13 protein-coding genes are annotated in these 12,112 nt (G+C 64.2%); 6 read left to right on the forward strand and 7 right to left on the reverse strand.

The window, feature by feature from the left end:
- Positions 1-4 precede the first annotated feature (4 nt).
- Positions 5-2,239, forward strand: coding sequence for an exopolysaccharide transport family protein (locus QA645_RS19650; RefSeq protein WP_283052384.1), 2,235 nt, complete (start codon positions 5-7; stop codon positions 2,237-2,239).
- Positions 2,240-2,440: 201 nt separating this feature from the next.
- On the opposite strand, the gene QA645_RS19655 is transcribed toward QA645_RS19650, so the two are convergent.
- A complete protein-coding gene (locus QA645_RS19655; protein ID WP_283052386.1) occupies positions 2,441-3,622 on the reverse strand; it encodes a GNAT family N-acetyltransferase in 1,182 nt (393 codons plus the stop codon).
- Positions 3,623-3,751: 129 nt separating this feature from the next.
- Between QA645_RS19655 and QA645_RS19660 the strand changes: the two genes are divergently transcribed.
- Positions 3,752-4,795 (forward strand): polysaccharide deacetylase family protein, encoded by a 1,044-nt coding sequence (locus QA645_RS19660; RefSeq protein ID WP_283052388.1) that lies wholly within the window; start codon positions 3,752-3,754, stop codon positions 4,793-4,795.
- On the opposite strand, the gene QA645_RS19665 is transcribed toward QA645_RS19660, so the two are convergent.
- Positions 4,785-5,006, reverse strand: coding sequence for a DUF2842 domain-containing protein (locus QA645_RS19665; RefSeq protein WP_254131909.1), 222 nt, complete (start codon positions 5,004-5,006; stop codon positions 4,785-4,787). The two genes, QA645_RS19660 and QA645_RS19665, sit on opposite strands and share 11 nt — an antisense overlap.
- A gap of 110 nt (positions 5,007-5,116) precedes the next feature.
- Here QA645_RS19665 and QA645_RS19670 point away from each other — a divergent pair, with 110 nt between their 5' ends.
- Entirely contained in the window at positions 5,117-6,199 is a 1,083-nt protein-coding gene (locus tag QA645_RS19670) for a COX15/CtaA family protein (RefSeq protein ID WP_283052390.1), read from the forward strand.
- A 41-nt stretch (positions 6,200-6,240) separates the two neighbouring features.
- Here QA645_RS19670 and QA645_RS19675 read toward each other — a convergent pair whose 3' ends face one another.
- From QA645_RS19675 to QA645_RS19695, 5 genes are all read right to left on the reverse strand, one after another.
- Entirely contained in the window at positions 6,241-6,585 is a 345-nt protein-coding gene (locus QA645_RS19675; RefSeq protein ID WP_283052392.1) for a hypothetical protein, read from the reverse strand.
- 108 nt (positions 6,586-6,693) lie between these two features.
- Positions 6,694-7,446 carry a class I SAM-dependent methyltransferase gene (locus QA645_RS19680; RefSeq protein WP_283052394.1) on the reverse strand — a complete coding sequence of 251 codons (753 nt, stop codon included), beginning with the start codon at positions 7,444-7,446 and terminating at the stop codon, positions 6,694-6,696.
- Between the two features lie 138 nt (positions 7,447-7,584).
- Positions 7,585-8,862 (reverse strand): O-acetylhomoserine aminocarboxypropyltransferase, encoded by a 1,278-nt coding sequence (locus tag QA645_RS19685; protein WP_254131905.1) that lies wholly within the window; start codon positions 8,860-8,862, stop codon positions 7,585-7,587.
- A gap of 127 nt (positions 8,863-8,989) precedes the next feature.
- Positions 8,990-9,574: a CoA-binding protein gene (locus tag QA645_RS19690; protein ID WP_283052396.1), complete on the reverse strand. Its 585-nt coding sequence runs from the start codon at positions 9,572-9,574 to the stop codon at positions 8,990-8,992.
- 19 nt (positions 9,575-9,593) lie between these two features.
- On the reverse strand, positions 9,594-10,418 hold the full coding sequence (locus tag QA645_RS19695) for an enoyl-CoA hydratase (RefSeq protein ID WP_283052399.1): 825 nt from the start codon (positions 10,416-10,418) through the stop codon (positions 9,594-9,596).
- Between the two features lie 86 nt (positions 10,419-10,504).
- On the opposite strand from QA645_RS19695, the gene QA645_RS19700 reads away from it, so the two are divergent.
- From QA645_RS19700 to rpsI, 3 genes are all read left to right on the forward strand, one after another.
- Positions 10,505-10,933: a PaaI family thioesterase gene (locus QA645_RS19700; RefSeq protein WP_283052401.1), complete on the forward strand. Its 429-nt coding sequence runs from the start codon at positions 10,505-10,507 to the stop codon at positions 10,931-10,933.
- Between the two features lie 158 nt (positions 10,934-11,091).
- Positions 11,092-11,556, forward strand: coding sequence for a 50S ribosomal protein L13 (gene rplM, locus QA645_RS19705; RefSeq protein WP_008137961.1), 465 nt, complete (start codon positions 11,092-11,094; stop codon positions 11,554-11,556).
- A 2-nt stretch (positions 11,557-11,558) separates the two neighbouring features.
- Positions 11,559-12,038, forward strand: a complete 480-nt coding sequence (gene rpsI, locus QA645_RS19710) for a 30S ribosomal protein S9 (RefSeq protein ID WP_254131901.1) — start codon at positions 11,559-11,561, stop codon at positions 12,036-12,038.
- The last annotated feature ends 74 nt before the right edge of the window (positions 12,039-12,112 follow it).

The following is a 12,112-nucleotide window of genomic DNA, read 5'->3' on the forward strand; positions in this document are numbered from 1 at the left end:
TTCGATGCGTTTAGCGTTCTGGCGTGCCGGCAAGGACAGGGCCGTCATCGAGCGGGCCGTTTCGAAGGCCAAGCACGAAGCCAAGCCTGAGACTAAGCCCAGGGTTGAAGCCAGGCCCGCGCCGGTTGTTGCGCAACCAGCACCAGCCGAATCCGGTGACATCGATCTGCACGCGCTTGGCGGCGCGCTCGCGCGCAAGCGTGGCTGGATCATCGTGCCGACGGTGCTGGCGCTCGTCGCATCCGTCGCCATCGTCAATCTCATCACGCCGCGCTTCAAGTCCGAATCGCGCATCCTGATCGACGGTCGCGAGAACGTCTTCCTGCGGCCGAGCAGCGACCGCAGCACCGAGGAGCGGCAGGCACTCGACCCCGAGGCCGTCACCAGCCAGGTGCAACTCGTGCTGTCGCGCGACCTCGCGCGCGAGATCATCAAGAAGAACAAGCTGGCTGAGCGTCCCGAGTTCGATCCGGTGCTGCAGGGCGTTTCGCCGCTGAAATCGCTGGCGGCGATGTTCGGCATCGGTCGCGACCCGTTCTCGATGACGCCGGAAGAGCGGGTGTTGGACGCCTATTACGATCGCCTGCAGGCCTACGCCGTCGACAAGTCGCGCGTGATCGTCGTCGAATTCCAGTCGCAGGATCCCGAGCTCGCCGTGCGCGTCGCCAATTCGATCGCCGACGGCTATCTCGTGCTGCAGCAGAACGCGCGGCAGGACCAGGCCCGCAACGCCAGCCAGTGGCTTTCGGGCGAGATCGAGAACCTGCGCAAGAAGGTCTCTGACGCCGAAGCCAAGGTCGAGGACTTCCGTTCCAAGTCGTCGCTGTTCGTCGGGACCAACAACACCACGCTGTCGAACCAGCAGATGGGCGAGGTCAACACCCAGCTCAACAATGCGCGCGCCATGAAGGCTGACGCCGAGTCCAGGGCGCGGCTGATCCGCGAGATGCTCCAGAGCGGCAAGCCGATCGAGGCCTCGGAGGTCGTGAACTCGGAGCTGATGCGGCGCTTGTCGGAGCAGCGGGTGACGCTGCGCGCCCAGCTCGCCGAACAGTCGTCCACGCTGCTCGGCAATCACCCGCGCATCAAGGAATTGAAGGCGCAGCTCGGCGACCTCGATGGTCAGATTCGCGACGAGGCGGCCAAGATCTCGCGCTCGCTCGAGAACGACGCGCGGATCGCGGGCGGCCGGGTCGATGGTCTGACCGCCAGCCTCGAGCAGCTCAAGAAGCAGGCGACCTCGACCAACGGTCAGGACGTCCAGCTCCGTGCGCTCGAGCGCGAGGCCAAGGCGCAGCGCGACCTGCTCGAGACCTATCTCGGCAAATATCGCGAGGCCAGCACCCGCGAGAGCATCGATTCCGCGCCGGCGGAAGGCCGCATCATCTCGCGTGCCATCGTTTCCAACACGCCGGCCTATCCGAAGAAGCTGCCGATCGTGCTGATCGCGACGCTGGCAACGTTGCTGCTCTCGTCCGGCCTCGTCGTCACCGGTGAGCTCTTGCGCCAAACCGCGCCGCGCGCCATCGCCACGCTCGCGCCGGCGGTGGTTCGTCAGGAGCCGGTTGTCGATCAGGTCGAGATCGAGCCGGCGCCGCTCCAGCCATCGATGACGGCCAATGCCGATGTCAGCGAGTTCGCCGAGATCGGGCAGCTGGCCGAAAGCCTGATTGCCGCAGGAGCGGGGGCGAAGAAGGTCACCGTGCTCGGCACCGCATCGGGCGATGCCATCACGCTGTCGACGCTGACGCTCGCCCGCCATCTGGCGCGCGACGCGCGCGTCGTCGTGGTCGATCTTGCCGCATCCTCACCGACGATTGCCGCGGTGTCCGTCGATCCGACGGCGCCCGGTCTTGCCGAGTTGATGCAGGGGCAGGCCTCGTTCGCCCAAATCATCACGCGCGACAAGCTCTCGCGGCTGCACCTGGTCATGGCCGGCCGGCCCGGTTTCGATCGCAGCCTGCTTCAGTCACCGCGTGTGACGCTGGCGATCGATGCCTTGCTTCGCGCCTACGACCACGTGCTCGTGGACGCCGGCAGTGCCGAAGACTTGCCTGCAGAGCTGCTGACGGCGAATGCCCGCGCCGTCGTTGTGCCGGATCCGTCGATGGAGGCGGATGCTCGCGCGCTGATGTGCGAGCAGCTCAAGGCCGTCGGCTTCAGCGAGGTGACAATGCTGAGCCGGCCGGTGCAGCCGTCCGATGCCGGCGAGACGCCGCCGCGCGTGGTGGCGGCTTGACGTTTCTTACCCTCTCCCCTTGTGGGAGAGGGTGGCTCGCCGCGGTAGCGGCGAGACGGGTGAGGGGTTCTCTCCGCGAGTCCCATTCGCCATTGGTGCGTGCGGAGAGATACCCCTCATCCGGCGCTTCGCGCCACCTTCTCCCACAAGGGGAGAAGGAAAGGGCAGCAGGTCGATAGAGTCTAAGAAGGCTTGAGCCTGCTAACCGAACGCCTGCCGTAGCCGTCGTGCCAGGTCGAACAGCATCTGGTTCTGCTTGACCAGGCGCTTGCCGTGGTTGAGCGAAGACATTGCCATGGCTGCGAGCTTGCCGCGCGAGGTCAGGGGCACGAAGCTGTCAAAAATGTCCTCGTCGTCCTTGCAGAACATGCGCTTGTACTCGTCCGTGCCGATGCCGAGGTCGAGCGAGCGATAGCCGCGCTCGGCGTAGCGGTCGATGATGTAGCGCATCAGGATCAGGCCCGGGCTGTAGCGGGCGTGCTCCGACATCGTGTAGGTGTTGAACATCGTCGAGAAGCGCTGGCCGTCGGCGACGCCGGCGAAGATCGCGATCACCTCGTCGTCGCATTCGAGCGCGTGGATGTCGATGACACGGCCTTCGCCGCGCGGCGCGAGGCAAGCGCTGCGGATGAACTGTTCGACGCCCGGCTCGGCGAAGACGTTCGGCAGCTTCTGCTCCGCCATCCGGACCGGCTTGACGCGGAAGAACCAGTCGAGCAGGCGCGTGACGTCCGCGTCCGTCGTGGCAAGGTGGTAGCGATAGCCGGCGAGCGTCTGGAGTTTCTTTTCCTTGCTCTTCAGCCGGCGGCGGAAGGAGTTGCTGATGCGGGATGCGGGCGCGCCGCCCGGCTCCATCGCCAGCAGCGGGCAGCCATTGATCGCGCTTTGCTGCGGCAGCAGTGCGAACGGGTTCTGCTGGTCGTGCCAGCGCTTCGGCTGCTGCGTCAGCGCGAGCACGTCGACCTGATCGTGCAAGGGCGTGAACAGCGCGTCGAGATCGGCGGTCACTGCCTGTGCTGCGAACTCGGCGTTCCACAGCCCCATGTTGAAGGTCGTGTGCTTGCCGCCCATGAAGCAGGCCGTGCGCACACCGTGGGCCTGGCGCAGCGCGAGCGGAAGCAGCACGAGCGGTGCCTGTTCGGCGTCGCGGGCGATCACGACGAAGGGGCGGGCGCCTTCGCGTTCCCCGACCCATCGTGCCCATGAGCCCAAAAGATCGAACCGCTGATAGGGCGTGAAGAGATGACCGGGCTCCTCGAAGGCGCGCCAGACCGCCTCGATCTCTGCGATATCGTTGATGAGGTCGACATGCGCGATACGGCTCGCTTTCGACCGCGCTGGCGATTCTGCCGTCCGGCTTTGCATCGCCGCAGCCATGGTCATTCGCGAAACCTGTCGAGAAAACGAAAAATACGTATTTCGGCCCGTGGCCGACCTTTGCAAATAAATGTCAACAAAGGGTAATGACTATAGCTGAGGGAACAGGCCGCCGGCGAACGCGAAGGTGGGATATTGGCATCCGACGACAGATGGCTGGGGCGGTTGCGGCTCGAACTGGCCTGGTTCACGGGGCAGCCCTTGCTGCGCAGCCGTGGCGCAGGCGCGATCCTGCGTTTCGAACGTGTGCGACCGCGGCGGAGCGGCGCGTTCCAGCCGCTGCGCCGGGACGAGATCACGCCGCAATTTCTCGATCGCGCCATTCGCGCGCTGAAGCGATGGAATTATGATTTTCTCGGCATGGACGAGGTCTGCCGGCGCGCGGTGACGCTGCCGGAGAAGCGGCGCTTCGTCGCGCTCACCTTCGACGGTGTGTCGAAGGACTTCATCAGCTTTGCCTATCCGGTGTTGGCGCGCCACGCCGTACCGTTCACGCTCTATGTTCCCACCGCCTTTCCCGATGGCGTCGGCGAGGCGTGGTGGCTCGGGCTCGAGCAGGTGATCGCGCGCGAGAGCCGCATCAATCTGATGATGGGTGACAAGGAGCAGCGCTTCACCGTCACGGATCGTGCCGGCAAGCAGGCGCTGTTTTCACATCTCGAGACTTGGTTGCGCTCGCTGGCGCCGGCGGATCTATCTGCCGCGATCGCCGATCTCTGCACGCGCCACCGGATCGATCTCGCTGCACTCTCGCGCGAGGCGTCGATGGATTGGGAGGATCTGGCCAAGTTGGCTGCCGATCCGCATGTCACGATCGGCAGTGCGACCGTGAACTATCCCGTTCTCGCCAACATGAAGGACGCTGCCGCACTGCGTGAGATGACGATGGGCAAGGCGGTGGCCGAAGCGTCGTTCCGCCGCGAGATCCGGCATCTGGCGTTTCCGTTCGGCGACCGCGCCTCGTTCCGGCGCAGTCACGTCGTGATGGCGGAGGAGGCCGGCTTTGCCAGCGCGGTATCGACCATCCCCGGCATTGTGGACGCAGAAGGGCGCACCAATCTGCGCGCACTGCCGCGGATTTCCTGGGACGGACGGGTGCGCTCGTTGCGCATGATGCGCGCGCTGGTGTCCGGCGTTGCGTTTGCGCCGGTGAAACCGACGGGCAGCGTTACGAGCTAGTCTTGGCGCGGTCCGGCCGCTGCATCCAGCTCACGATCGGCATGGCCGGCAGCACCCAGCCCATGCCGACCACCACGTAGTAGATCGCCTGACGCCAGCCGGACTCGGCGATCCACGGCATCTGCGCCGCGGCCATGCCGAGCAGGGCCCAGACCGTGGCCAGCACCAGGAGCAGGATGGCGCCGAGGAACTTGCGGGTACGGATCGTCATGGCGGAGACTTGCGGCTTTCGCGTAACTTGCGCTGCGGGAGCGGGGGACTATAAGGGGCACGCAGTCCGGTTCAAGTCTCTTAGGTTCAAGGCTTGGTTTTACCCCTGAAATGACGACGATTTCCGCCCCGACGAACCCGCATCGCGCCGTACGCTGGTGGCTGGTCTCCGTGGCCGCCCTGATCGCGCTGATGGTGCTGGTCGGCGGTGCGACGCGGCTGACGGAATCCGGTCTCTCGATCGTCGAGTGGAAGCCCGTTACCGGCAGCGTTCCGCCGCTATCGGAGGCGCAATGGACCGACGCCTTCGAGGCCTACAAGAAGATCCCGCAATATCGCGAGCTCAATGCCGGGATGTCGCTGTCCGAGTTCAAGCAGATCTTCTGGTGGGAATGGAGCCACCGGCTGCTCGGCCGCTTCATCGGTGTCGCCTATCTGCTGCCGTTCCTGTTCTTTCTGTGGCGCGGCGGTCTGCCCGGCGAGTTGAAGCGGCGGCTGTGGCTGCTGTTCGCGCTCGGCGGCTTGCAGGGCGCCGTGGGCTGGTGGATGGTGGCGTCAGGGCTGTCCGAGCGGGTCGAGGTGTCGCAATATCGGCTGGCGACGCATCTGGTGCTGGCGCTGCTGATCTTTGCCGGCATCGTCTGGACGGTGCGGCGGCTTGCGGATCGGCCGCAGCTAGCGGTCCCGGCGCGGCTGCGGTTTACGAGCGCGGTGCTGGTGATCGTCACCTTCATCCAGATCTATTTCGGTGCGCTGGTCGCGGGCCTGCGCGCCGGACGCGCCTACAACACCTGGCCGCAGATCGACGGCGCCTTCATTCCGTCTGGGGAACGGCTGTGGTTCGAGACGCCGTGGTGGCGCAACATGTTCGACAATGTGCTGACGGTGCAGTTCGAGCACCGCATGACGGCTTACCTGCTTTTCACGCTGGCGGCGCTGCATGCGTTTGACGCGGTGCGTTCCCGCGCGGGCTCGGCGGCGAGCGGTGCGCTCTGGCTGTTCGCGGCCGTGAGCGTCCAGGCGGTGCTCGGCATCCTCACGCTGCTCAACCAGGTGCCGATCGATCTCGCGCTCTCGCATCAGGCGGTCGCGATCGTGGTGCTCACGCTTGCGGTGATGCAGGCGGAACGGCTCGCTTCGAAGCAATCGGCCGAGGTGCAGTCGCGCGTCATTCCGGTCGGTCAGCCCGGCTGATTGCCACCAGCCCGGCTGATCACCATCAGCCCGGCTGATGATTAGCAATAGCCGTAGATGCCGCACGAATAGGGCAGGCGCCAAAAATAATCGACCTGCTTCCCGCCGTAATAGGCGCCCTGATAGTCGTAGTCCCAGGGGCGGCCGTAGTAGCCCGGCAGTGTATGCGAGCCCGGTAGCAACGGCGTACCCGGCAGGTTGCTGATGTAGCTGCCGATGCCATAGGCCGGTGAGATCAGCGCATCCGGATCGGTCTCGACATAGACCTTTGGCGGCTCCTGCGGCGGAGCGACGGCCCGCCGCTTCGGATTGGCAGGCAGGTCGGCGGCAACAGCGGCTGAAACCGTCAGCATCACTGCCAGGGCAGGCACCATCCAGCGCAGCATTGTCGGCTCCGAATCAACAGGGCGATCCAAAGACGATCTATGCGACAGATGTGGTTAATGACTGTTAACCGCCGACCATTCAGGGGCGCGCTTTCACGCACTTCCTGATCAGGCAGGGAACGTCCTGACGGGGGTGACGACCGCGTCGAATTGAATGCTCACCCTGTTCTTCAGAACGTGCTGGATGACCTCTGTTTCCGACTTGTCGAAAAACTCATCCCAGTTCGCGGCTTGACCGAACTCTCTGGCGAAATCGATCTCGGCGAATTTTCCGAGGAAGAGGGCCGTGACGTCAGAGTCATTGTTCTTCGCGAACACATGCTTCTGTGCCGACTTCTTCATGTACAGGCCGATCATGCGGAGCGCCTTGTAGACCAGCGTGCTGTCGTGAAACAGCACGATGGCGTCGCTCTTCACCAGTGGAAGCGTCCACAGGAAGTCCCTGAAGCAGGCGATGTCGGTGTGCTCGCCGTCGATGAAGGCGATATCGAAGCTGTGTTCCGCCCCCTGGACCGAATCGACCGAGCCGTCGAACGTCGTCAGCTTCGACGTCGGAACGCCACGAGACACCAGATTGTCGATCATGGTCTGGTGCGTGATACCGGAATAGTCGTATTTGGCGCCCCTCTCGTCCGGCTGTTGCCGCCCGCGTTCATCGATTGAAAGCACCGCCTTGCAGGCGGGGTCCAGCAGAAACGGGGTCAGGCTGCCGCCGAGATAGGAGCCGATCTCGACGTAAGAAAACGACCCCAAAACTCGCTTGGCGAGAGCGATGGTCTGCAACAAGAACCTTTTATCGTGAGCGCTTGTTTGCGAGGGAATTGGGAAAAGCGTTCCGATGTCCGGCACGGCGATATTCATGGCCATCCTTGTGCAGTCGCGATCATGACGCTCGGTGAGTCCGAGGCGCGTTGAACGACGATAGCGGCGGAAGCTGGCGCGGAGCCTTCGCCAAGGCGCAGCGCCAGATCCCGGTGCGGATGGATGGTTTGGAGTTCGCTACGCCAGCGCCTGCTCCAGGTCTGCGATCAGATCTTCCTTGTCCTCGATGCCGATCGAGAGCCGGACCACGTCCGGGCCGGCGCCGGACTTGACCTTGGCGGCGTCGTCGAGCTGGCTGTGCGTGGTCGAGGCCGGGTGGATGACCAGCGAGCGGGTGTCGCCGACATTGGCCAGATGCGAGAACAGCTGCAGCTTCGACACCAGGCTGACGCCGGCGTCGTAGCCGCCCTTCAGGCTGAAGGTGAACACGGCGCCTGCGCCCTTCGGCGCATATTTGCGCGCGAGCTGGTTGTACTTGTCGCTGGCAAGACCGGCATAGTTCACAGAGGACACCGCTGGGTGGCCGGCGAGGAATTCGGCGACCGCCTTGGCGTTGTCGCAGTGCTTCTGCATGCGCAGCGGCAGCGTCTCGATGCCGGTGAGGATCATGAAGGCATTGAACGGCGACAGCGCAGGCCCGAGGTCGCGCAGGCCCAGAACGCGGCAGGCGATGGCGAAGGCGAAATTGCCAAACGTCTCCTGGAGGCGGATGCCGTGATATTCGGGCCGCGGCTCCGACAGCATCGGATATTTGCCGCCGGTCGACCAATCGAACGTGCCGGCATCGACGATGATGCCGCCGAGCGAATTGCCGTGGCCGCCCAGAAACTTCGTCAGCGAGTGCACGACGATGTCGGCGCCGTGGTCGATCGGGCGGATCAGGTAGGGCGAAGCCAGTGTGTTGTCGACGATCAAGGGCACGCCGGCCTTGCGCGCCACCGTCGAGATCGCTTCGATATCGGTGATGCTGCCGGCGGGATTGGCGATGGACTCGATGAAGATCGCCTTCGTGCGCGGCGTCACCGCGCGCTCGAAGCTGGCGATATCATCGGGATCGGCCCACACCACGTTCCAGCCAAAACTCTTGAACGCATGCGCGAACTGGTTGATCGAGCCGCCATAGAGTTTTCGCGCGGCGATGAATTCGTCGCCGGGCTGGAGCAATTGCTGCAGCACCACGACCTGCGCGGCGTGACCCGAGGCCACAGCAAGCGCGGCAGTGCCGCCCTCGAGTGCGGCCACGCGCTCTTCCAGCACCGCGTTGGTGGGATTTCCGATGCGGGTATAGATGTTGCCGAATGCCTGCAGGCCGAACAGCGAGGCGGCGTGGTCGGCATCGTTGAAGACGAACGACGTCGTCTGATAAATCGGAGTCGCGCGCGCACCGGTGGTCGGATCGGGCTGTGCACCGGCATGCACGGCGAGGGTCGAAAATCCCGGAAGGCGATCGCTCATTGGGGCGTCCTGTTCTTGTGGTCTGAAATCGCGCGGCATGCTGATCGGCGTCGCGGCTGCCGTCAAGCTGCCGCTTCACACGACGGCGCTACGCATTGTCACGTTCGTGCAATGGAAATGTATTGCGTCAGCTTTGTTCGGTCTTGTTCTTCGCGGCGCGATCGGAGGCTGCGGTGTCGCCACCGCCGACACTCATCCGATTGAGGGATAGACGCATGCCCTGCGTCGGCGCCGGCGGGCGTTTGGAGCTGAGCGTGCGCGAATTGACGCCCATCCAGGAAATCTCGGACGACAGCCGGCCATATTCGATCTTGGGGCAGCGGTTCATCACGACCTTGATGCCCGCGGCCTCGGCCTTTTCCGCCGCTGCATTGTCACGCGCGCCAAGCTGCATCCAGATCACTTTCGGCAGCGGATCGAGCGTGAGGGCTTCGTCGACGACGGGCATGATGTGGCTGGAATTGCGGAAGATGTCGATCATGTCGATGGGACGTCCGATGTCGCGGAGCGAGGCGACGAAGGGCTTTCCGAGCAGCTCCTTGCCGACGTGACCGGGATTGACCGGGATCATGTCGTAGCCGCGCTGCGCCAGATATTTGAACGCGAAATAGCTCGGCCGCACATTGACCGGCGAGGCGCCGACCATCGCGATCGACTTCACGCTGTTGAGGATGCCGCGGATGTAATTGTCGGGATAGGCGTCGTGGTTCATCTGGCGTCTTTTCTTGTTGTCACTCATCCCGCCATGACGGCGTGCGCTTCTCGATGAAGGCGCCGATGCCTTCCTCGGCGTCGCGGGCCATCATGTTCTCGGTCATCACCTCTGCCGCATAGCGATAGGCATCCGCAAGGCTCATCTCGGCCTGGCGGTAGAACGCCTCCTTGCCGAGCTTGACGGTGTAGGCCGACTTCAGCGCGACCTGTTGCGCCAGCGCGATCGCGGCGTCACGCTCGGTACCGGCTGCGACCACGCGATTGACGAGGCCGATCTCGCGGGCCCGCACAGCCGGGACCGGCTCGCCGGTGAGCAGCATCTCCATTGCCTGCTTGCGCGGCACGTTGCGCGACAACGCCACCATCGGCGTCGAGCAGAACAGGCCGATGTCGATGCCGGGGGTGGCGAAGCTCGCCGCGTCCGAGGCGATCGCAAGGTCGCAGCTCGCCACGAGCTGGCAGCCGGCCGCGGTCGCGATGCCCTGGACGGAAGCGACCACCGGCTTCGGCAGGTGCACGATCGCCTGCATCACCGCGCTGCAGGCATTCATGGTCTCGGCGAAGAAGGCGCGGCCGCGATCGGGGTCGGTGCGGCGCGCGGTCAGCTCCTTCAGGTCGTGACCGGCCGAGAAGGCGGGACCGTTGGCCGCGAGCACGACGCCGCGGATGGACTTGTCGTTGCTGATGTCATCGAGCGCGGCATGCAGGCTTGCGATCATCGCGCGCGACAGGCTGTTGCGCGCGGCCGGCCGGTTGAGGGTCAGCACCGCGATGGGGCCGACCATTTCACGCAGCAGAATTGGCGGTTGCGGGGAGGGGGCGCGGGCGGCCTGGGTGGACATCAAGGCGTTTCCGGTTGGATTATTGCAATTGGATGATGCAGATAACCTAATGTAACAGGTCACGTGAAGCGAGGGTGGGGAACAGCATGGCGTTAGCGAAAATGAGCGTGGCGGAGGTCGAGCAGTTTCTCCGTGCCGAGTTTCCCCAAGCGTTCGGCGGCGACGACATCACGATCGAGAGCGCGGACGGCCAGACCTGCCTTTTGCGCCAGCGCTACAGCGAGCGGATGCTGCGGCCGGGTGGAACCGTGTCCGGCCCCACGCTGATGGCTCTGGCTGATTTCGCCATGTACGTGGTGCTGCTGTCGGCGATCGGACCGATCGGGCTCGCGGTGACCACCAATCTGAACATTAACTTCCTGCGCAAGGGGCAGCCGGGACAGGACGTGCTGGCGGAGGCTCGGCTGCTTAAGCTTGGCAAGCGCCTCGCGGTCGGGGAGGTCAAGCTCCTCTCGGGGACGTCGCCCGATCCGATCGCCCATGTCACATCGACCTATTCCATTCCAAACGTTTGAGCTTTTCGCAGGTAATATAACACCATATTTTTAAATAACTGATTTTATTGATGTAATTTGCGCTGACGGGCATTGACCGTTGCATGTCTCTTCTCTAGAAACCCGCCCAGTCCGGTGCGGTGTTCGCGCCGCTATTCCCCGTCCACGGAAACTCTGACATGAAAACCTTTTCGGCAAAGCCGGCCGAGGTGACGAAGAAGTGGGTGCTGATCGACGCCAAGGGTCTGGTCGTCGGCCGTCTCGCCACCATCGTTGCCATGCGTCTGCGCGGCAAGCACCTCCCGACCTACACCCCGCACGTTGATTGCGGCGACAACGTCATCATCATCAACGCCCAGCATGCTGTCCTCACCGGCCGCAAGCGCGAGCAGAAGACCTACTACAAGCACACCGGCTATGTCGGCCACGTCAAGGAGCGCACCGCGCGCCAGATCCTTGAAGGCAAGCATCCCGAGCGCGTGCTCGAGAAGGCCGTCGAGCGCATGATCCCCCGTGGTCCGCTCGGCCGCGTCCAGATGGGCAACCTCCGCGTCTATGGCGGCGCTGATCATCCGCACGAGGCCCAGACGCCCGAGAAGATCGACATCGCCAAGTTGAACCGCAAGAACACGAGGGCCGCATAATCATGGCCGAATCCATTCAGTCGCTCGACCAGCTCTCGCAGCTCAAGACCGCGGCGGCGCCCGATGCGCCCAAGCACGAGAAGAAGGTCGACAAGTTCAACCGCGCCTATGCCACCGGCAAGCGCAAGGACGCGGTCGCCCGCGTCTGGATCAAGCCGGGCGCCGGCAAGGTCACGGTCAACTCGCGCGAGGTCGAGGTCTATTTCGCTCGTCCCGTGCTGCGCATGATGATCGAGCAGCCGTTCTCCGTGGCCGCGCGTTCCGGCCAGTACGACGTCGTCTGCACCGTCGCCGGCGGCGGTCTGTCCGGCCAGGCTGGCGCTGTCCGTCACGGCATCTCCAAGGCGCTCACCTATTTCGAGCCCGAGCTGCGCAGCGTGCTCAAGAAGGGCGGCTTCCTCACCCGCGACTCGCGTGTGGTCGAGCGTAAGAAGTACGGCAAGGCCAAGGCCCGCCGGTCCTTCCAGTTCTCGAAGCGTTAATCGCTTCGGTCACATTCGCTGCGAAAGCGGCTTCAATGATAGGCAAAAGGGCGCTGATTTCAGCGCCCTTTTTG

The organism is Bradyrhizobium sp. CIAT3101 (assembly GCF_029714945.1).
Taxonomy (GTDB): Bacteria; Pseudomonadota; Alphaproteobacteria; order Rhizobiales; family Xanthobacteraceae; genus Bradyrhizobium.